Below are 23,386 nucleotides of genomic sequence, written 5' to 3'. Positions count from 1 at the left end.
CTGTGGTTCTACGATCTAACACTTATCAATTGCCGCCAAAATACTATCAATATCATCTTGACCCCACTGACTAGTTTTAAACTCTATAAAATCAGAAGGAGTGTAACTTTCTACCGAAGGCAACTGACTGTCATCAATCATCAATCGTAGTACTGCTACTAAATCCTCAGCCAAATGCTCGATAGTCTTTCTGTGATGTAGATTTTTGCTGTACGTCCAATCCACTCTTAATTGCTTTTCAACAATGACAGCATGAACTTCTAACAAATGGCTTCTGAGTCCCCTAGTACTTCGGGATAACCCACTAGATTGTTGAGACAATTTAAATAAAGAAGACTGAGGTAAACTTTGTTCCAGATTGCCAAGGTAGAGAAAAATTATTTCTGCTGGTTGTAACGAACGTAGTTTTTCAGTAATGAGTGCATCGTTGCTCAAGTAACGCATTACACCATAACCAAGCCCTTGGTTAGGAAAACTACGTAACTGCTCTTTAACTACCTTCAATACTTGGTCAGTATTCGCAGCTTCTCCAGCTTCCAACAACACAGGAGCAATGTTAGTAAACCACCCTACTGTCCGCGATAAATCTACATCATCAAAAATAACTTCCCTACTATTCCCCTCTAAGTCAACCAACAGTGAGGGTGTTCTTGCCCACTTAGCAGTAGCTTGTACTAGGGCACTCAGCAACACTTCCTCTATTTTAACACGATAAGCACTTGTTATCTTTGTTTGTAGTACCTCAGTTTCTTCAACACTCAGTGTTATTGATACAGTTTGCGCTGATGCAACAGTATTTTCACCATTAGAATTATCAACTGGCAGTGGCAATACCCACTCACGTGATGGCGCCAACCAGTATACCTGCTCTCGTTCTCGTTCTATGGACTGTGCATACTTAATTAACCGTTGCGACCACTGCTTAAACGATGTTGTCTTTGGAGGTAGCTTAATAGCTTTCCCTTGACTTAATTGCTGGTATGCAGTTTGCAAGTCATCGAGCAAAATCCGCCAAGAACCCACATCGACAGCTAAATGATGGATAACAAACAGCAAACAGCTTGGCTTGTGCTGTCCTAAATTAAAGTGAGCAATTCTAATAATAGGCCCATCTGAAAGATTTAAACTTGCTTGTAACTGGTTAGCTGTTGCTTCTAACTCTAATTCTTGCAACTGTGATGATAGGGACGACAAGTCTATTTGTGAGAGCGGTATTACTGCATCAATGTTTGTATCAATTTCTGTATTAAGCTGCTTCCAACCAGATGCTTCTTTGACAAAGCGTAGACGCAGCGCATCATGGTGTATTAATAAATGCTGTATAACCTGCTTCAATAACTCTAAATCAAGATTTTGTTGCAGTTCTAGCCTAATACCTTGGTTCCAGTGGTGCGAGTCAAGTAGATTTTGCTCAAAAAACCAGTGTTGAATAGGTGTTAGGGGTATTTCTCCTTGGACTAATCCCTGTTCGGCAAAAACAGTTTGAGTTCTGCTTGCTATATCTGCTAGTTGGGCAATCGTTGGGTATTCAAATAAATGCTGATTATTAATTCGCAAACCTGCTTTGTTAGCTCTAGCGGTAATCTGAATGCTGAGGAGAGAATCTCCACCTATCTCCAAGAAGTTGTCATATATACCGACTAGTTCAATTCCCAGAATTTCTTGCCAAATATTAGCAATGGTCTGCTCAATTTCATTTCGGGGAGCAACATAATTATTACTTAAATTTGGGCGCCTGTGTAGTGCTAGAGAATTTGCTGTCTGAGAAACTTGTTGCAGCTTACCTTGCGGTTTAATCAATTGAGAAATTCTATTTTGTAAATTAGTAGTGGAAACAACTATTTGATTAATGTTTTTGAGAGATAAAACTCGCTGAAATACTTCTACCCCTTCTTTACTTGTCATAAATAATTCAGTAGAAAATTCTGGTTTTATAGCCAATTGAGCAGCTAATTCGCTAGTTAACCAGTTATCCCAGTTTACACTTATCCAACTTGTACGGCTAGTTTGATTATGCTTGTGAACAAAGGCATCGGCGAACAAGTGTGCTGCTGGATAAGCTGCCATACCCAAAGCACCTACAACAGATGATAGAGAAGATATCAGCACACAGAAGTCAAGCTCTACTCCTTGAAAGAGTTTTTCTAATACAAATAATCCGCGTCCATTAGTTATCAGTTGCTGTTGGCATTCGCTAATAGTAATTTCTCGAATAGTTCTAAATAACTTGATTCCTGCTGCATGAATTACTCCATTAATCTTACCAAAGCGCTGTAATGCTAGAGTAATAACTTTATGCATTTGTGATTCATTGGCAACATCCGCAGTTAAGGTAAGAACTTCTGCACCTAGCGCTTCTAACTCTCGCACTTTTAGGATTTTGCGACTTAATTTATCTGAGTTGTCATGAGTTACCAGCCATTCATCCCAGGCATTGCGCGCGGGAAAATCTGAATATCCTATTAGTATTAACTTGGCTCGAATGCAAGCTAAATACTCTGCAATTTCAAGACCGATACCTCCCAATCCACCAGTAATGAGATATACCCCTTCTGAGCGCAATAAGGGGGTAGCACTTTCGCAACGTATTGATTCAAAAGTTTGTACCCAGCGATGATGACCGCGATACGCTATAACTGGATCCGAAGATGTAGTTATTTCTGTGAGTAATTGGTCTATTAATAGACTTTTTAAGCTAGTGGAAACAACAATATCAATGCAGCGACAAGTAATATTTGAATACTCTTGTGGAATTACTTTAGAGATTCCCTGGACGGTTGCTTTTTCTGGACTTAGCTTTTCAGTACCAGTTACGTCGTATACATTGTTGGTGACAGTTAAGATATCTATTGGCTGATTAATATAATGTTTTCCAAGGGACTGTGCTAGAAATAGTAGACTGTAAAAGCCTAAATTTTGACAACCTTCAAAAAATTCGCTGTTTGAGTTCACTTGTTGACTTACTTGCTCATTTGCTGTAAGGCTCCATAAGTGTACTATGGTATCTGGAAATTTATCCTGCAATTTTAATTGTGCAACTAAGATATCGTAATCATTAGGTTGTTTAGGATTGATAGTGTATTCGCTGTGACTAAGTTTGCTAAACTGCTCTCCTATTACTACTGTGATAACATTATAACCATCACTTTTCAAAAGTTTTGTTATTTGCGTGCCGATTTCAGTATCGACAAATACAAGTATTTGTTCTCTCAATTTAACTGCTTGGGGTGTGGTCGCACTTTTCCAAACAGGAATGTAAAACCAGTCGGCAATATCTGCTTTTTTGCGATTTATTGGTTCAGAAGTTGGATTAGAAGTGAGATCAGAATTAGTTGCTTTCTGGGGTTCTATCCAATATCTTTGTCGTTCAAATGGATACGTTGGTAAGGGAATTCGATAACGACGCTCTGAAGTATTTGAAATATAATATTTATTCCAGTCTATTACAATTCCTGATACCCAGAGGCGCCCGACCGTATTTAGTAAAAATTCGACATCTGATTTTTCCTCCTTGGGATGTCGCACAGAAGAAAGTATCAAGTTTTGTTTCTTCTCTTTCTTTTCTAAATTTTGTTTAGCAAAGGTAGATAAGGTACGTCCTGGTCCTACTTCTAATAAGATACGATTGGGTTCTTGCAGCAATGTAGAAATACCCGCTGCAAATTGCACTGTATTTCGTAAATGCCTTGCCCAATAATTTGGGTTTGTTGCCTCTTGTGCTGTAATCCAGGTTCCCGTCAAATTAGAAACAAACGGAATTTGAGGAGGATTGAGTTTAACTTTCCTAACTTCCGCAATAAATAATTCCACTATAGGTTCCATCATCTGGGAATGGAAAGCGTGAGAAGTGTGCAGATAGCGACACTCAACACCCAGAGAATATAATTTTTCCCTCAGTGTATCTACTGCTTGAACAGTTCCTGAAACTACACATGAATTTAGTGCATTGCAGGCGCCTAGCGATAATTCGCCTAGTAAGGGTTTAATTTCTGCCTCTGGTAAGGGAATAGAAAGCATACTTCCAGTGGGAAGTTGCTGCATTAGGCGCCCGCGTGCGGCAACTAAAGCTAAAGCGTCTTCTACAGCCATGACACCAGCTAGACATGCTGCCACATACTCGCCAATACTATGCCCAATCATTGCTTGTACAGAGATACCCCATGCGAACCATAACTGTGCCAAAGCGTATTCAATTACAAACAAAGCTGGTTGAGCTAGGCAAGTTTGTTTGAGTTTTTTTGCTGCACTTTCCTTCTCAGACTCGTTAGGATAAATTACCGAACATAAATTTAGTCCTAAATAAGGTATGAGTATCTCGCAGCAACGCTTCACCTGGTCACGAAATATTGGCTCAGTTTGGTAAAGTTGTTTAGCCATCTCTACATACTGGGCGCCTTGTCCGGGAAACATAAAGGCGATCTGACCATTGCATGGTTCATAAAGTTGAGTAAGAACTCGTTGCTCCCCTTTGTGCTGCAATACTCTAACTGCATCGTCAATATCTCGACAAACTAACATCCGACGATAATTAAATTCTCTGCGCCCTACTTGCAAGGTATAAGCTACATCCGCTAGATTAAGGTCAGAATTTTGTATCAAATGTTGAGTAAGATTGTACGTAGCAGCTTCGAGCGCAGACTCGGTTTTTGCGGAGATTACTAACAATTGCCAGGGGCGAGAAGGACTAGAAGGTTCGACATTGGGAGCTTCTTCTAAAACTACATGAGCATTAGTTCCCCCCATACCTAAAGAACTAACACCAGCACGGCGTTCTTTACATTTCCATTGTGTTAATTTTGTATTAACGAAAAAAGGACTATTGGCAAAGTCAATTTCCGAATTGGGTTGCTCAAAATTAAGACTTGGTGGTATTAATTTGTGCTTAAGAGCAAGGACGGTTTTAATCAATCCTGCAACTCCAGCGGCAGCATCGAGATGACCGATATTGGTTTTTACGGAACCAATAGCACAAAAACCTTTTTTATTGGTACTGGCACGAAAAACTTGGGAAAGTGCAGCTATTTCAATTGGATCGCCTAAAGCGGTTCCTGTACCGTGGGCTTCTATATAACTAATTGTCTCAGGCTCTACTGAAGCTAACATTATTGCTTCTGCAATCGCAAGAGCTTGACCATCAACGCTAGGCGCCGTATACCCAACTTTAAGAGAACCATCGTTGTTTATTGCGGCGCCTTTGATCACAGCGTGAATGCAGTCACCGTCAGCAATAGCATCCTTAAGTCGCTTTAGCACAACAACTCCCACACCATTTCCAATAGTTGTCCCCTGCGCTTGAGCATCAAAAGCCCGACAATGACCATCAGGAGATAAAGTTCCTCCTTGCTGATACAAATAGCCCGTTTTGTGTGGAACTCGTATTGAAACCCCTCCCACCAACGCTATATCACATTGGTAATTTAGCAAACTTTGGTAGGCAAGAGTTGTTGCAACTAATGAAGTAGAACAAGCCGTTTGAACTGTAATACTAGGTCCAGTAAGATTTAACTTATAAGAAACACGAGTTGTTAAAAAGTCATGACTATTTCCAATTAGCTTTTGGTAAGATTTTGCTGACCCCAATTGGTCTTTATTTAAATCAAAATCCAAATAATGATTTAAACTAGCACCACCATAAACTCCAATCCGAATTTCACACCTTTGAGAATCATAACCAGCACTCTCTAAAGCTTCCCAAGCACATTCTAAAAATAAACGATGTTGTGGGTCTGTGACTTCCGCTTCTTTTGGGTTGATATCAAAGAATAAAGCATCAAATAAATCGATATTTTCTAATGTAGCAGTAGCTTTAACATAATTACTATCATTTAGTACATCTGGCTTGATTCCTGCGAATATTAATTCCTCATCTGTTAAAGTGGAAATTGATTCAACCCCATCTCGTAAATTTTGCCAAAATTCTTCAACATTTTTGGCGCCTGGAAAACGTCCTGCCATGCCAATGATAGCGATTCCTTCTATTAATTCATCATCTTGTGTACCATTCATTTTGCCATACTTCCTTGTTTTTGTTATTTATTAGCGCTCTTTGCGCCTTCGCGGTTTATTTTTTGCCTATTTCTCGCTTCTAATTGCTTTTGTATCCGCGCGCGCGTCGGTTCAAAATCTAATTGCTCACCTGATTTGTCGTTTAAATGCTGCGTTAAGGATTTGATAGTGGGATTTTGAAACATTTCAATTACAGATAATTCTCGATTTAAAATTTCTCGTAGTTTGTGATTAACCTGAACTATCAGCAATGAATGCCCACCTAAATCAAAGAAATTATCATCGATTCCTACTTTATCTAAGTGTAAGACTTCTTGCCAAACTTGGGCAATAGTTTTTTCAATTTCAGATTCAGGTGCCTGATAAGCTGCCGTCAAATCTGGACGCTCTTTTTCTGGTGTAGGTAAGGCGCCTCGGTCTACTTTACCATTGGGTGTAAGTGGTAGTGCTTTTAACACCACAAAGATTAATGGTAGCATATATTCGGGTAGTTTTTTACTGAGAAACTGTCGCAATTCATCAATAAAAATTTCCGTTTCTGGATGAGGAACTAAATAAGCGACTAAACAAAGCTCATTTATAATATTCTTTTTAGCAACAACTACGGCTTCTCGTACTTGTGGATGTTGCCCTAATACCGCTTCTATTTCTCCTAATTCAATACGGAAACCTCGAATTTTTACTTGGTCGTCAATTCTTCCTAAAAATTCAATGCTGCTGTTGCTTCGATAACGTGCTAAATCTCCTGTTTTATAAAGCCTTTCTGTTCCAAAAGGATTAGGAATAAACTTTTCAAAAGTTAATTCTAGTCTATTCCAATAACCACGCGCTAGTCCCACACCACCAATATATAATTCCCCAGCGACTCCAGTAGGAACAGGTTGTAGATATTTGTCTAAAATATATAGTTGTATATTGGCTATTGGGCGCCCAATAGGAACAATTTTATCACTACTACCTGGTTGACAGTGCCACGCAGTCACATCAATAGCAGCTTCCGTTGGTCCATAAAGATTATGTAATTCTGCGTCTAAACGTTCAAAGAAGCGTTCTTGCAAGTCAAAAGGTAATGCTTCACCACTGCAAATCACACGTTTGAGACTTTTACATTTATCTAATCTCGGTTCCTCTAAAAACACTTGCAACATCGAAGGGACGAAGTGAAGTGTAGTTATTTGTTGTTTTGTAATCACCTCGACAAGATAGCTCGCATCTTGATGTCCCCCTGGTTTAGCTACAACTAAACTGGCGCCTATTAACAATGGTAAGAAAAATTCCCAAACTGAAACATCAAAGCTAAAAGGTGTTTTCTGTAACACCCGGTCAGATGCTGTTAATTGGTATGTATCATGCATCCATAACAAGCGGTTACATATACCTTGGTGCGTGTTCATTACGCCCTTGGGTGTTCCTGTAGAACCAGAGGTGTAAATTACATAAGCTAGGTTTTCCGGTTTAACGTCGCTGACAGGGTTGTCTAAGCTGTAATCTGTAAAGGCTAGAGATTCAGTATCTATAGATACTTTAATGTCCACTCCACAAGAATTATCCTGTGAGTTTTTCACCAACAGCACCGACACTTGAGAATCTGCCAACATAAAGTCTAAGCGTTCTTGTGGATAAGTTGGGTCTATGGGTACATAGGCGCCACCTGCTTTCATAACGGCTAGTATTCCTACTACCATTTCAATAGAACGCTCCATGTAGATACCAACTAACGTATCTGGTATTACACCTAGCTGTTGCAGATGATGGGCAATTTGATTTGCGCGCTGGTTTAACTCTTGATAGGTGAATTGTTGATTTTCAAAATAAAGTGCGCTCGCTAGAGGTGTCCGTTCTACTTGTTTCTCAAATAATTCATGGAGACATAGATTTCTTGGGTAATCTACTTGAGTATTATTCCACTCGACTAGCAATTTTTGACGTTCTACATCACTCAAGAGTGGTAAGTGTGAGATGTGTTCGTCAGAATTAACAACAATACCTTGAAGTAAAGTCTGGAAATGTTCTACCATCTGCATGATAGTATTTGGGTTGAATAAATCGCTGTTGTACTCCAACGTTCCCATCAAACCTACTTCGCTATCTATCATGGATAGTAAAATATCGAACTTCGCGGTTTCACTGTTGAACTCTCTTGTTTCCCAAGTTAAAGTTCGTAGCGTCACATTCGAGAATGCGGAATTTTGCAGTACAAACATCACCTGAAACAAAGAGTGATAACTCAAGTCCCGGTTTGGTTGTAATTCGACTAGTTTCTCGAAGGGTAAATCTTGATGAACATAAGCATTAATTGCACATAAACGCACCCGCGACAGCAACTCTTTAAAACTGGGATTACCATTTAGATGGGTACGCAGCACTAAAGTATTAATAAAGCAACCGATTAAACCTTCAAATTCCGTGCGATTGCGGTTAGCAATGGGTGAACCTACGAGGATATCCTCCTGACCTGTATAGCGGTAAAGCAAGGTATTAAATGCCGCTAACAAGGTCATAAATAAAGTGGCCCCTTCTTGCTGACTCAACTGTTTGAGAGCATCAGTTAAAGCTTTGGGTAATATAAATTGGTGTTGCGCTCCCCGATAACTTTGGACTCTTGGACGGGCACGGTCTGTTGGTAGTTTCAGTACTGGAAGTTCCCCCCCTAACTGTTGCCTCCAATAAGCTTGAAGACTTTCTAACACCTCGCCTTGCAACCAGTTTCGCTGCCAATAGGCAAAATCTAGATATTGTATGGGTAATTCTGCAAGCTGGGGTGACTTTCCGCTTTCTAAAGCTTGATAAAGCACTGACAGTTCTTGAATTAAAACTTTGATCGACCAACCATCGGCAATGATATGGTGCAGCGTTAGTAACAGTATTGATTCCTGTAAGGACAAACGTAGGATTTTTGCGCGCAATAAAGGAACTTGTCCTAAATCAAAAGCTAACTGCGCTTCCTGCAACGACAACTTTTCCACCTCAGCCTGCCGCTGTGCATCAGGTATGTGATGTAAATCTATTTCCGGTAACGTAATACTTACAAAAGGAGTAATCTTCTGAACAGGATTTCCCTCCTCCACCACAAAACTCGTCCGCAAGATTTCGTGGCGCCGAATCACTTCATTAATAGAGCGAACTAACAAAGAGGTATCCAGATATCCCTTCATCTTCACAGCTACAGGAATGTTATATGCACCAGTTTCTGGTTGCAATTGATTAATAAACCACAGTCGCTGTTGAGCAAAGGAAAGTGAATACTGTCCAGTATTTCTTTCAACTCTTGAAATTGTGATAGATGTACTAGGAAGTGTATTAATAACTTGGTCAAGAATCTGCCTTGCTAATTGAGTAATAGTCACACCGTCAAACAAATCAGCAACAGATACATTTACTCTCAAGTCCTCCTCAACTCGGTTTTTTAACTCAAAAACCTTTAAGGAATCTATACCAAAACTACTTAAAGACTGCTCACGATTTATTCTAAGATGTGTAACTTGCAGTACTCTTACTACTAGAAATTCTAGGTACGACTCTATTCGCTGCTGCCTTTGTTCTGGCTCTACTGCAAGTATCTCTTCCCTCGTTAACTGCTGTTCCTCTCCGACCATATCAGTGTTATCTAAAACACTACTACCAATCACTTCCAGAGTACCTGCCAAAAATTGTGCCTTTGTTGCACGACGTTGAATTTTACCACTGCTCGTCTTGGGTATAGCGCCAGCTTTAATTAAAACCACGGCATACGCTTGCACCTCATGTTCTTCTGCCACAGCTTGTCTGATAGCAGCAGTAACTTCTTCGACATTGGGTTTGGCGCGAAATTCTACCTCTTGTATTACTACTAAGCGTTCTTCACCACCTTCTTCGATTGCAAAAGCCGCACCACTTCCTTGACGTAATATCGGGTGGCTGCGCTCGGCAGTTAACTCAATATCTTGAGGATAGAGATTACGTCCTCTAATAATAATTAAATCTTTGGCTCGACCAGTAATGAACAGCTCACCATTGTGTAAAAATCCTAAATCTCCCGTTCGTAAAAATGGTCCCTCACCTGTGTCTTTGAGGTAAGCATGAAATGTTTGCTCTGTTTCCTCTAAACGGTTCCAATAACCTCGTCCAATACTGGCGCCAGATACCCAAACCTCTCCCACTTCATCAGGGGAACAATGAGTAAGAGATTCTGGATTGACAATTACTATGTGTTGTTGTGATAGGGTGCGACCGCAACTTAGTAAGCGACTTAAGGAATTTTGAGAGTCATTCTCATTAACAGGCATCTCCACAACTTGATGCGCTTCTAATGCAGCTTTGTCCAGGGTTTTCGCAGTGGGTAAAGCTGCTTTCACACTACCAGAAACCATCAAAGTTGCTTCCGCCATACCGTAGCACGGGTAGAAAGCTTCTGGGCGAAACCCACATTCGGCAAAGGTGGCAGCAAAATGCTCTAAGGTTTGCGCGCGAATTGGCTCTGCACCGTTGAAAGCAACACTCCAACTACTCAAGTCAAGAGTTGAGCGTTGTTCATGAGTGATTTTATCAATACAAAGTTGATAAGCAAAGTTGGGAGCGCCGCTAGTAGTTCCGCGATAATGAGAAATAGCCTGTAACCAACGATATGGACGTTGGAGAAAAGCAGTTGGTGGCATCATGATACAAGGGAAACCACCGTACAAAGGTTGGAGTACACCACCAATAAGTCCCATGTCATGGTAAATAGGTAGCCAAGTAACAAACTTACTACTCTTACAATGTTCCATACAAAGGTAAGTTGCGGCAGCATTGTGTAACAAGTTGCCATGACTGAGCATTACGCCTTTTGGCGTACCTGTGGAACCCGAGGTGTATTGCAGAAATGCCAGCGTATCTTGGTGTATTAAAGGCGCCTGCCAAGAACTCTCAAGACCTGGTGCAAGGTTATCAGTTGTTAACCAATGTCCTATATTAATATCAATATTTTTATTAATATCAATATTTTCAGCTAGTAAAGACTGAATTTGGGAGAAAACCTTTGTTGTAGTTAAAACAATAGCCGCTTGTGCATCTTTCAGCACCGACAAAATTCTTTTGGTGTTACGTTGGTTCCGTGGCGGATAAGCTGGAACTGCTACCACTCCTGCATATAAACAACCAAAAAAAGCTGTAAGATAATCTAACCCAGGCGGATACAGCAGTAAAGCTCGTTCTCCTGCCATGCCCATTGCTTGCAATTTTGCTGCGAGCGCGCGACAACGCCTGTCCATTTCTTTATAAGTCAGGCATTCTGCTTCTGTTTCGCCATCTGCCAGAAAAGTATAGGCTACTTCTTGTGCTTGAGTAGAACCTCTGTAGCGCAAAAGTTCAATAACAGTAGAAAAATCATGAATGCCTTGAAGGGCACTGGTACTCTGAGTAATTTTAATTTCACGCATTTTCATGCACACCTAATCTGGATACGACCCTAGTACATTACGCCTTGAGAGCTGTACCAGCGTTTTATACATTTATTCACTACACCAGGCTTACAACGAACACTGATTTTTGTTTAAATCAGCGTTTATTAGAAGCCATGAGCAAAAATTCAAAGTCTTATAAAGTCTTATTAGAATTTATCCTCAATAATACTTCTACCACCTTATTGCAATTTTATGTCTTCAAATATTTATCCTTAAAGAATCTTAATATAAATTTGGTATAGTCATAAGTTATTTTCTTGTAAATAAATACATCTTTAGATAGATGCATATGAAATAAAAATAAAATTTATCGAAATTAATTACAGAATTTATTTAGTACGTAAACACTACAAAACATTGAGATGATTACAATTCAAGGCTTGCAGCACAATGCCAGCAATTGATTTAATATTATGCCAGTCAATAGTGGTATTTATAAGGTATTCTGATAGATACGAGGGATTTAAGTTAGTTAATAAATATAGTCAACAAGTTTGTATACTAGGTGACTATATTATGGTAATAATATAGTTTATCCTGAGCAATATTAATACCAATCAATACTAATAAGTTACTGAGCTATCAGCTAAGTCTTGAGTATCTATAGTGTTTTTATTTAGGTGTGAGCAAAATAAATGAAACTACAGTTGTTGGTTCAAAGCCTGTTGTTCACAGGCTCGATTGTCTTATTTTTAGGTACTCCTGCGTTAAGCGAGGAGATTATAGCTGCGTCCGAAAAGCATAAACGCGAATTCGAGCCGATTAGAAGTGTCCCAAAACTAGTACAGGCGCCAACATCGGCAATAGCGATTACAGGAGTCAAGCTGAATTTCACTGGTCAGGAACTAGAGATAATTTTACAAACTGCGGGCGCCGACAAGTTACAACCTGTAAATCGTAGCGAAGGAAATAATTTTATTGCTGATATTCCCAATGCTCAGTTACGTTTGTCATCTGGTAACGAATTCCGTCAAGAAAACCCGGCTGGTGGAATAAGGGTAATAACTGTAACTAATGTAGATGCAAATACTGTGCGGGTAATTGTAACGGGTGAGGCAAGTCAGCCAAAAGCTGAGTTGTTCGATAGCAATGAAAGTCTGATTTTTGGAGTAGCAGTAACCGGAACGACGCCGACACAAGAGCAACCAGAGGTGCCACCCAAACCAGAACAACAAAAGCCAACGACAGAAGTAAAGCCAGAACCAGCAGCCGAAACTGAGACTCCAGAAAAACAACCATCAGCTGAAGCGGAGCAGCCAATTGAACTGGTAGTAACGGGTGAACAAGACAGCTATCGAGTTCCAGAGGCGACGGCAGGAACTAGAACAGATACTCCATTGCGTGACATTCCGCAAGCAATTCAAGTTATTCCCAGACAAGTTATAGAAGATCAGCAAGTAGATCGCTTGAGTGATGCATTGCGTAACACAGCTGGTGTCACAAGCGATAATTCACCACGCTCTGCTTTTGAAGGCTTTACAATTCGTGGCTTCACTAATCGCAACATTATACGTAATGGTTTGAGAGATGATACTAATCTTACGGGTGGTTCGGGAATTGCCAACATCGAGCAAATAGAAGTTCTAAAAGGGCCAGCAGGTGCTTTATTTGGTCAAGGTGGAGCAGGTGGCACTATCAACATTGTTACTAAAAAGCCTTTGAGTAACCCTTTCTACTCAATACAAGGAAGCATAGGTAATTATGATTACTATGACGGTTCTATTGATTTAACAGGGCCTCTTAATGACAGTAAAACTGTACTGTACCGCTTGAATGCGTCTGCTTTAAGTACAGGAACATTCGTTGATTTTTTTGACATTGAGCGTTACTTGGTTGCTCCGACTTTAACTTTTAAGCTAGGGAATAACACTCAGTTAAGTTTAGAGGCAGAGTATTTAGACACTAAACAACGCAATGACCGAGGTTTGCCTGCTATTGGTTCAGTCCTACCAAATCCCAACGGCAATATTCCCATTAGCCGTTTTGTGAATGAGCCATCGATAGATAGAAATGATCGCCGGGTGTGGAGATTTGGTCATAATTTAGAGCATAATTTCAGTGAAGATTGGAAATTACGAAATTCATTCCGAGCCGCATTGTTAAAAGTTGAACAAAACTCAGTTTTCCCAACAGGACTATTAGAAGACAATCGCACTCTAGAACGAGGTTTAGTAACTACGGGTGAGCGAATTCAAGAAACTTATATTTTAGAAACAAATGTTGTAGGTAAATTTAGAACAGGGAGTATTGAGCATCAACTGTTGGTTGGGGTTGATTTATCTAGAGATTATTCTCAAGCAACTAAAGATAACTTTTTCCGAGAAATTCGCCCTTTGGATTTGTTCAATCCTCAATACGGTCGTGACAATATTGGCCCGATAGTTGAAGAAATTCCTAGCGAACCAGTGACAGCTGATATTTTAGGTATTTATCTTCAAAATCAAATAGCCCTTACTGAAAACCTAAAGATTCTTTTAGGTGGACGCCTTGATATTGTAAGTCAAACATTAAACTTCAGCGATGGAACCCAAGATTTTCAACAGGACGAAGCATTTAGTCCTCGTTTAGGTATTGTGTATCAACCAAGCAAGTTTGTTTCACTTTACGCTAGCTACAGCAGTTCATTTCAACAGGTAACGGGGACAACCTTTGACAGAAGGCTATTCGAGCCAGAACGTGCAACACAGTATGAAGTCGGTGTTAAAACGGATTTAACTGATACGCTATCTGCAACTTTAGCTTTTTATCAAATCAATAGGTCTAATGTTCTTACAACTGACCCAAGAGACGTTAGTGGTAACTTTTCTATCCAAACAGGGGAGCAGAGAAGTCGAGGCATCGAGTTAGATGTAGCAGGTGAAATTTTACCAGGATTGAAAGTTATTGGTGGCTATGCTTATACAGACGCGCGAGTTACTGAAGACAATGATATAGAAGAAGGAAACCGTATTAATAATGTCCCAGAAAATGCCTTTAGCTTATGGACTACCTATGAAATTCCACAAGGTTCTCTACAAGGTTTAGGATTTGGGTTAGGATTTTTCTATGTAGGAGAACGAGAGGGCGACCTTGAAAATTCCTTCAAATTGCCGAGTTATGTACGTACCGATGCTGCTCTGTTTTACCGTCGGGATAACTTTCGAGCCGCTCTCAATATTCAAAATTTATTTAACACCGATTATTTTGAGTCCGCTGAAAATGACCTGCGAGTATTTCCTGGTTCACCAACAACTGTGAAATTTACGCTCGGTTGGCAGTTTTAATAAGGGAGGCGCCGACAACAAGGGGATGAGAATTAACTCTTCCCCATTCCTAATTTTGAATTTACAATTCTTAAATTACCAACTCTCAAAACAAGATTTATGGATACTTTTTTTTGTGCAGAAGAATCACGCCAAGCAGGAGAAGACCCAATTGGAACAGCAGATACTTATAAAATGTACGTGCTATTAGAATGTCCTACTCCCTGGACAGAAACTGCTATTAATTCTAAATTTATACCAGATAATTTGAGAATTTTGTATAAAGAAATTGCTCAAACAGAATTATCTGTAAGACTATTATTAATTTACAACGAACGTCTTTATCAAAAGGGTTCTACAAAATGCATAATTTACAATAAAAGTCAAGAAGTATCAGCAAATTATATAAAACATGAGTTTGAAGTTTCACATATTCAAGATGTAGCTCCCGTTTTAAAACAATATTTTATTGATGGAAATATTCACAGTAAAATCATTAATACTCAAACTAGAGATATTTTAGTTTGTACTCATGGCAGTAACGATAAATGCTGTGCTAAATACGGTAATCCCTTTTACCGTCAAGCGTTAGCTACTGTCGCTGATTTATCTCTAACTCATGTTCGCATCTGGCAAGTAAGTCACTTTGGTGGTCATCGCTTTGCACCCACTGTTATTGATTTTCCAGAAGCCAGATACTACGCTAGACTCGACCAAAATTCATTTTTCTCTATTTTAACACAAACAGGTAATACTGAATATTTAAATCAATGTTTCAAAAATAATTATCGAGGTTGGGGAATATTACCAGAACCAGCACAAGTTCTGGAACGAGAATTGATTTTATTGTATGGTTGGGATTGGTTTAATTATAAACTCATTAATTATCATCTGCTTGCACAAAATGAAACTGGTAATTACCATCGTATTGAAATCAGCTTTGTAAAACCTAATAATTATCTAATTCGTGTTCAAGCAGATGTAGTTGAAGATGAGAGTAAAGTTATTTATTTAATTGGAGAATGCAATGGTACAGAATTAGAAAAAACTCCTCAATTTACTGTCAAAAATATTATTTATGTTTAAACATAATTGAGATAATACTAATGATTAATCATAGGTATCGTTATATTAAACTATTTATCTTAATTTTTCTTCCTTTACTTCTATTTACTGGCTGCTATAGTAAAGTTACTCAAAACTCGTACTCTCATAAAATACAATCAGCAGCACCTGAATGCAGAACAATTAAGCACCAACTAGGTGAAGCTTGTATTCCCATTGATCCCCAACGTATTATTGTTGTGGATCAAATGATTTTAGAAGGAGTACTAGCACTTGGTATTAAACCAATAGGAGCAGCAGAACCAGAGCGCATCAGTAGCACAGGAAGACATTTATTAGACAAGAACAAGGATACAATTTCTATTGGTAAAGAAAGCCAATTAAATATAGAAAAGATGCTGCAACTGCATCCTGATATTATTTTAGGGCTAGAAATTGCCACAGATAATTATAATTTGTTTTCTCAGATAGCACCTACAGTTTCGCTTGAATATGTTCAAACTGCTTGGAAAGATACTTTTCAACGTCTGGGTGAAATACTTGGTAAAAGCGAACAAGCTGGACAAGCATTGGCTCAATATCAACATCGGGTAGAAAAATTGCGGGCAGCTTTTAGCACTCTGAAAGCGAAAACGAAAGTTTCTGTAAGTAGATTTTATGCAGGATTAAAGACTACTGAGTTTCGCACATCTTTTTCATTTCCTGTAAGTGTTATAGAAGAGGTAGGACTTTCAATACCCTTAATGCAGCGTCAGCTTACCACTAGCCCTGACCAGACTTTTGTACAAGTTAGCTTAGAGCGTCTCGACCTACTAGATGCAGATGCTATGTTTGTAGCGCTAGACCCAGGTTCTGAAAAAACCTTTAAAAAATATCAGAATAGTCAAGTTTGGCGCCAACTAAACGTGGTTAAGAATAAACAAGTTTATACAGTTGATTCTAGTTACTGGATATTTGGCAACCTTTTATCAGCTAGGACAATATTAGATGACCTGGCTAAATATTTATTGGAGGTGAAATAAGTATATTAATGACACAAGATATTGGTTCCCAAAGCCTACGTAACTTTATCATTGTCTGGATAGGTCAATTAGTTTCAAATATTGGTAGTAATATGACTACCTTTGCGATTGAGATTTGGGCATGGGAATTTACGGGTCAAGCAACTACACTCACACTGGTGGGTTTCTTTAGTTTGTTACCGAGCATTTTTATCACTCCCATCAGTGGTGTAATTGTAGATAGATGGAATCGTAAATTGTTGATGATAGTAGGTGATACAGTAGCTGTGGCATTGACAGCTATTATCCTTTTACTATATTTAACCAATAATTTGCAAGTTTGGCATCTTTATGTGACGGGTGCAGTTAGTGGAACTTTTAATCAACTTCAGGGACTTGCCTACTCTGCTTCAGTTGGGTTAATGGTACCTAAGCAACATTATGCACGCGCCACAAGTATGGAATTTTTATCAAATTATGGTGGTAGTATTATGGCGCCTGCTTTAGCTGGATATTTGTACTATATAATTGGCTTAGTAGGAATTTCGCTTATTGATATCTTTACGTTTGTCATTGCTATTAGTAGCGTATTGCTGGTTCGCATTCCCAACCCTATATTTACGCCAAAAGAACCCGAAAGTCGTGCAAATATCTACCAAGAACTTAGCTTTGGTTGGCGCTACATTCAAGCAGATAATAATTTACTAGTTCTACTAATTACAACGTTATTGTTCTGGTTGCCTCATGATATTGGTAATGCACTTTACACGCCAATGATTTTAGCACGCACTAAAAATAATACTTTGGTTCTAGGTAGTTTAGCCTCAGCCGCTGGTCTAGGTGGTGTAATAGGAGCATTGATCTTTAGCACTTGGGGTGGTTTTAGGCGCCGTATCAAAGGAGTTTTAGTTGGTATGGTTGGTGCAGGTTTGAGTAAAATCGTCTTTGGTCTGGGTAATAGTGGTTTAATTTGGATTCCCGCTCAATTTTGCTCCTCTTTAAATTTCCCTTTAAATGGTAGTTCTGAAACAGCTATATGGTTAGCAAAGGTTGCACCGAATGTACAAGGTCGTGTTTTCGCTGCCCGTTCGCTACTTTTGCAATTGGTTTCGGCTGTAGCTTCCTTAATAGCAGGACCACTAGCTGATAATGTATTTGAGCCAGCAATGATGCCAGGAGGCAGTCTAGCAGGAGTTTTTGGTAAAGTATTCGGTACTGGAAAAGGTGCAGGTATGGCACTTATATTTACTTTATGTGCGGTATGTATGCTAATGGTTGGAGTTTGTGGATACCGCTCCCGTTCCCTGCAAAATATCGAATATACTCTGCCAGATTATGATCCTACTTGAATATTTTGCGCTCCTCTAAATTGGCTGTAATTTCTTTTCGTGTTCGCCAAACTGGGCGTAACTTTTTCTCTTGCATCATTGGCAATTGCTGTGTAGCATGTGGTGAACCTGGTTGAGTTGCATTACCGTAGCCAGTCAGTGCCATTGCTTTTACAGGTTTAGAAAACTCAATTGCAGCAACATAAGAATCACCTGCAACTGGTTTAAACTTACCTTCAGAGTCGGGAGCGAAATCAATTACACGGAAAATACCAAGGTCTCCATCACCACCATTGCCAGGTAAATCTACATTGCCATGTTTTAAACGGAAAACGTCTCCCCAAGCAACATCTAGCTTTCCATAAGTTTTTTCTACTTTTGCTGCTGCTGTTTCCAGTAATGCAACGGCGCCCTTTGAATTTGCTAAACCATCAGGTGTAATACGTGGTAAGCGTTCAATCCAAGGTTTACTAAAAGCTTTATCAAAATCTAGCTCAACAGCCCAGTTTGCAAAAAGAACCGCTCCTTTGCTATCTACATTTGCTTGTCTATCCCATGTCTCTAAAACAGTAGCCGCGCGCTTTGCCACTTCATTGCCATATTTCCGCGCTGCTGGAATTAAGTCATCTAAAATTCGGTCAGCTAATTCCATGCGCGTCGAATGTTTATACGAAATCATTTCATCAAACGAGATTTTTTTATCTTCGTCTAACATTCTTGCAGAACGCTGCGCGCGGAAATCCATAGAACGCGGCGCCATATAAAGTGGATAATCATCTGCTTTAATAGCTAGCGGAAAGGTAGTAGTCCAAGGTGGGTCATTGGCATTCTGTAACCAACCACTTGGGGGGTCAATGACGCGCGGTAAATCTTGGTAAGGATGAATTTTTGTCCATAAAGTTTTCGATGTATCACCAGGTATAATACCTTGCCAGTATTTAAAATCACCTTGCGAATGTACTGGAACTTGTCCGTTAAATAAATGCATGATGTGACCCTCTCGGTCTGCATACATCACCGTAAACATTGGCAATTGCAGGCGCCTAAGTACTTCTTGAAACTGTGAGAAATTCCGCGCGCGTCCCATATCCCACCATTGTTCTAATGTTCCAGGACGGTTAAGACCAACAACCCGCAGCGCTATAGGTTTACCATCTTTTTGAGTAACAATAGGGCCGTGAACGGAACTTTTGATTTCTAATGGTTCAGAACGCAACGTCCCATTCTTCTGCTTTACCTTCAGTTGGGTAGTTTTTGTTTCAAAAGGACGAACTTTACCGTCAAAAATATAACCATCACCACTTAGCTTGAGTTCATATGCATCCCACCCATCGTGAGTATTTACCGTATGAGTCCAGCCCAAATTATCATTGAAGGCAATATTTAAAACAGGAATTCCTACCAAACTTGCTCCGTAAGTATTAATACCCGGCGCCGTTATCTGTGCTTCATACCACAGAAATAAATCTGACCAAGGTAGGTGTGGGTTAGCTAGAAGCATTGCATTACCACTTGCGGTACGTTTTGGTGCAATTGACCAACCGTTAGACCCAGCTTTTGATTTTTGTTTACTTATACCTAAAACTTGTTCTGGGTTAACCATGAACGTAAAATGTAACACTCGTTGAAGGTGAGCGAGTATGTCTTCTCCTTTTACTGGCAATACAACTTCAACAGAATCATCAATCAAATTTGGATTTTCTTTTACATAAGCATTTATGCCTTCTGCAAAACCGTCTAGATAGCTGCGGAAACTCGGATTTTGTGCTTCATACCAAGACCGCGCACGACTTGGTACTCCCATAGTTAGAGTCCATTTGTCAGATTCTAAGTATTCTTCTCCCCAATATTCGGCGCCACGTCCTCTTGCTTGACCATAAAGACGTAAAAGCAAGTTCCCGTGACTCTGCATCTGTGACCATCCAAAAGCATAGAATGCATTTCGGACATCTTTACCGTAAATATGGGGTACTCCGTAAGTATCCCAAAGTATTTCAGTACTTCTTGGAGGGGCGCCTATGCTTTGGCATCCCATTACCAAAGCAAAAATGACAACAACAATAAAAGGTAAAATCTTAAATGATTTTCGTCTGCATACTCTAATTATATAACGTTTGTTCAAACAGAACAAAATTACTCTTGGAGGAATTAAATACACCCTACTTATAAACATTACATTATGGTAAAGAATGGAATAGATTACAAAGCTAAAACAATACTTATGTATTAAATGAGAGCAGACATCTTAGGCATTATAAAATTTACGATTTTAAGTCTTGCCTTGAGTATTGCTCTTATTTATCCCTCTGAACAGAATAAAAACAATTAGAAATTTTGTCAATTGATTTTAACCCCTCTTAACAATTAATATCTACTAATTAAGTGGGTAGGATTATATGATACTTATTTAAGATGGTATTATTTGTTTTATTTTTTACAAATAAACTCTTATTGTCCAGTGATTACCGTAATCTTTTCTTTTAAAATTGTTATAAATAATACTAGTTAAAAATTGTAGTCTAATTTTAAATAATATTTTTAGATTTACTTTTAAAAAATAAATGATAAAATATATCAACTAAAATCTAGTACTCTAGAAACGAGAAGCAAATCATGAACAATGGGAGATATATCAAATAAATTGATAAGCAAAATACAAATCTGAAAACAAGACCCGATGAGGTAAGTAAATTTTTTAACTATTTAAGGGACAGGAAGTTGCTTGAAACCTTGTAAGATGGTGGCGCCAGTACAAACAGAAAAGCGACCCACTTCACCATTAATAAACCATTTAAGGATAACAGCCGCAAGTAACGCCCATAAAAGACTATAGCCGTAGAGTGCAGCAATCCTTGGCGTAAATAACAACTCTCCAAGTCAGTTATTAGTTAACGTCACCCCAAGCGAGCAATTTAATTCAAGGTACAAAAGATAAAGGTAGTATCTCCTGGTTGAGTTTCTGCAGTATCGGCGCCAAAGTATTCTGTGGGGAAAATGTCAGAAATCATAATTGCTTGGTTGTCTGTTACCTCAGATAGCAATATTTCCCTTTTGTTTCGCGTAAACTTGGGTGAACTCAGCGCCAAATAGTAAAACTTGGGCTGAAAAAAAGACCCAAATTAGTACGATAACAAAAGAACTTGCGGCACCGTAGCTAGAACTAATACCGCTATTACCTAAATATAAACCGATTAACAATTTACCGATTGTAAATAGGATAGCAGCAAAAATTGCTCCTATCCAAACATTGCTCCAAGCAATTTTGATATCGGGTAATATTTTGTAAATAAGAGCAAAAAGAAACGTAGTTGTGCTAAAAGAAATAATAAAATTTAAACTTTGTAAAATCATAATCCATCCCGGAAATAAATGACCAAAAAAGTTAGCAATTCCAGCAAGGACAGCACTAATAATTAAAGAAACTAGAAGCAAAAAACTTATGACTAATACCATTGCAAATGATAGCAACCGATTTTGTAAAAAATACTTAATATTTAAACCTGGTTTAGGTTTAACATTCCATACTGTATTTAATGCTTCTTGGAGTTGTCCAAAAATACCCGAAGCTCCAAATAACAGCGTCACAATTCCAAATATCGTGGCAATAGTTCCACGCGAACCTGGTTGTTGAGCATTTTTAATTATTGCTTGAATTGCTTCTGCTCCTTCTTTGCCAATAAGACCTTGAATTTGTCCTACAAGTTCGTTTTCGGCAACTTCTTGACCAAAAACTGCGCCAGCAATTGTGATTGCAATAATTAATAATGGAGCTAAAGAAAAAATTGTATAAAAAGCTATACCTGCTGCCCATACAGATGCTTTGTGTTCTTGCCACGCAGTGACAGTCTTTTTGAATATGACCCAAATATTTTTTAGTTGCATCCTTATTATCCCTAATATTTTTTGCCAGGTTTTTTTCTAGATTATCTGTAAATAGTGGTATCAAGCTTCGTCCTTTAGGTAGAAGAAATTGCCAAGCAGCAGTAAATGGTCTATCAAAAGATAGTATAAACAGTGCAATAAGCTATTGTACAAAGTTCATTAAACATTATTCTGATGACTTTGATATTGATAATAATTACAAGCTTTTTGCTAGTTCCAATTTTAAAAACATTAAACGTACTATCATTCATTATTGATAACAGTAATTTCTGGATTTTACGTTTTGAAAATACTTCATAAAGCTTTGGGTTTGGGTTAAATTGTTTATCTATATTAATATTAAAGTTAGTACTTTTTACTAACAATTATATTGAGTAAATTTTTACAAAAAAAGTTTGATTGAATTACGTTTTATTAATATAAAAATCTAAATAATTTGTAATAATCCGCTCTTGTAGAAGGCGTATTAACCTGGTTTCTACAGTACCGTATAAAAATACAATCTGCTGTAATTTTTTATAGTTCATATAGTCATGCTGCATCTATCCGAAGATAATAAGTTTTGTACCGGAAGATATAAATAAAAAAACATTATCTATTTTGCTTGTAAAATAGTTGATTAATCCACGAGTTTTCCACTATTGATATTTAGAATTATTAGCAATACTCAGTTAAGCAATTGCGAGCATTTCCATACCATAGAATAGTTTTCCGGAGGAAAGATAGAATGCGTTATATCTTAATTATCACAATGTCAATCTGCATCCTATTGTCAGGTTGTGAATTCTTTATTCCTCATACCAGTGATGCGCTTTCTCAGACGAAGCAATTGCAGGAACTTCAAAAGCAAACGAAGCAAGTTGAGCTACAAACAGAAGCATTAGAACGATTATCTAACTCTGCCGAAAAACTTGCTAAAAGTCAAAAATGAAATAACTATAAAATGAAGAGGATGCAAATTGACATAGTACAAAGTTAAGGTAGTATCAAATTTAGTAGCAGGCGCCAGATGCTAAATATGAAATATCCTATTTTATACTAAATACCCAAAAGCCCGTATCGATGACGAAATAACGGAAACGACCATTATTTCCATCAATTAATATGTTGGTAACAGTACCAATTAACTCATCCTTGGCATAAACATGAAAATTTTTAATGTCAAAACTAGCCAAATTTTCGTCACGATAATCAGGGTAATATTTTTCCAATTTGTACAAAGTCATTTTTCCTCCAGTAAAATCTTTTTGAATTTCAAGAGCTAGTAAGTTCAAGGTAAAAATTTTACTCAATAAAATATATAAAAATCTCCAATAATAAAATATTTGGGAATTATTTTAAATATAAATATTTGTACATTTTTAGTGTTATAAGTCAATTATTCCGGTAAATTTGATTCTATAAAAGTAAAATTGAGCCGCTCAACTGAAGAATGAACTTCT

General features: G+C 38.3%; 10 protein-coding genes. 5 read left to right on the top strand and 5 right to left on the bottom strand.

The genetic code is table 11. The annotated features are described in order from the left end of the window. Positions 1-15 precede the first annotated feature (15 nt). Both DSM106972_RS23295 and DSM106972_RS23290 read right to left on the bottom strand, forming a co-directional pair. Positions 16-6,006, bottom strand: a complete 5,991-nt coding sequence (locus DSM106972_RS23295) for a type I polyketide synthase (protein ID WP_127082946.1) — start codon at positions 6,004-6,006, stop codon at positions 16-18. A 23-nt stretch (positions 6,007-6,029) separates the two neighbouring features. Further along, positions 6,030-11,402: a non-ribosomal peptide synthetase gene (locus tag DSM106972_RS23290; protein ID WP_127082945.1), complete on the bottom strand. Its 5,373-nt coding sequence runs from the start codon at positions 11,400-11,402 to the stop codon at positions 6,030-6,032. Positions 11,403-12,061: 659 nt separating this feature from the next. On the opposite strand from DSM106972_RS23290, the gene DSM106972_RS23285 reads away from it, so the two are divergent. From DSM106972_RS23285 to DSM106972_RS23270, 4 genes are all read left to right on the top strand, one after another. After that, positions 12,062-14,689 carry a TonB-dependent siderophore receptor gene (locus DSM106972_RS23285; RefSeq protein ID WP_127082944.1) on the top strand — a complete coding sequence of 876 codons (2,628 nt, stop codon included), beginning with the start codon at positions 12,062-12,064 and terminating at the stop codon, positions 14,687-14,689. 99 nt (positions 14,690-14,788) lie between these two features. Continuing rightward, complete coding sequence (locus tag DSM106972_RS23280; RefSeq protein ID WP_127082943.1) at positions 14,789-15,754, top strand: ferredoxin family protein; 966 nt, start codon at positions 14,789-14,791, stop codon at positions 15,752-15,754. A gap of 20 nt (positions 15,755-15,774) precedes the next feature. Beyond that, entirely contained in the window at positions 15,775-16,755 is a 981-nt protein-coding gene (locus DSM106972_RS23275) for an iron-siderophore ABC transporter substrate-binding protein (protein WP_127082942.1), read from the top strand. Positions 16,756-16,763: 8 nt separating this feature from the next. After that, a complete protein-coding gene (locus tag DSM106972_RS23270) occupies positions 16,764-18,083 on the top strand; it encodes an MFS transporter (protein WP_127082941.1) in 1,320 nt (439 codons plus the stop codon). Here the strand turns inward: DSM106972_RS23270 and DSM106972_RS23265 are convergent. Continuing rightward, on the bottom strand, positions 18,076-20,097 hold the full coding sequence (locus tag DSM106972_RS23265) for an acylase (protein WP_411675328.1): 2,022 nt from the start codon (positions 20,095-20,097) through the stop codon (positions 18,076-18,078). The genes DSM106972_RS23270 and DSM106972_RS23265 overlap by 8 nt on opposite strands. Before the next feature lie 995 nt (positions 20,098-21,092). Then, entirely contained in the window at positions 21,093-21,944 is an 852-nt protein-coding gene (locus DSM106972_RS23255) for a YihY/virulence factor BrkB family protein (RefSeq protein ID WP_127082939.1), read from the bottom strand. A 751-nt stretch (positions 21,945-22,695) separates the two neighbouring features. Here DSM106972_RS23255 and DSM106972_RS23250 point away from each other — a divergent pair. Continuing rightward, the gene (locus DSM106972_RS23250; RefSeq protein WP_233787298.1) at positions 22,696-22,875 is read left to right on the top strand and encodes a hypothetical protein; all 180 of its coding nucleotides are present in this window, start codon (positions 22,696-22,698) and stop codon (positions 22,873-22,875) included. Between the two features lie 97 nt (positions 22,876-22,972). On the opposite strand, the gene DSM106972_RS23245 is transcribed toward DSM106972_RS23250, so the two are convergent. Further along, the gene (locus DSM106972_RS23245) at positions 22,973-23,170 is read right to left on the bottom strand and encodes a PRC-barrel domain-containing protein (RefSeq protein ID WP_127083056.1); all 198 of its coding nucleotides are present in this window, start codon (positions 23,168-23,170) and stop codon (positions 22,973-22,975) included. Positions 23,171-23,386: the final 216 nt, after the last annotated feature.

The organism is Dulcicalothrix desertica PCC 7102 (genome assembly GCF_003991905.1).
Lineage (GTDB): Bacteria > Cyanobacteriota > Cyanobacteriia > Cyanobacteriales > Nostocaceae > Dulcicalothrix > Dulcicalothrix desertica.
Note: the sequence above shows the minus strand (reverse complement) of the source record. Positions and strands in the feature narration are given on the sequence as shown.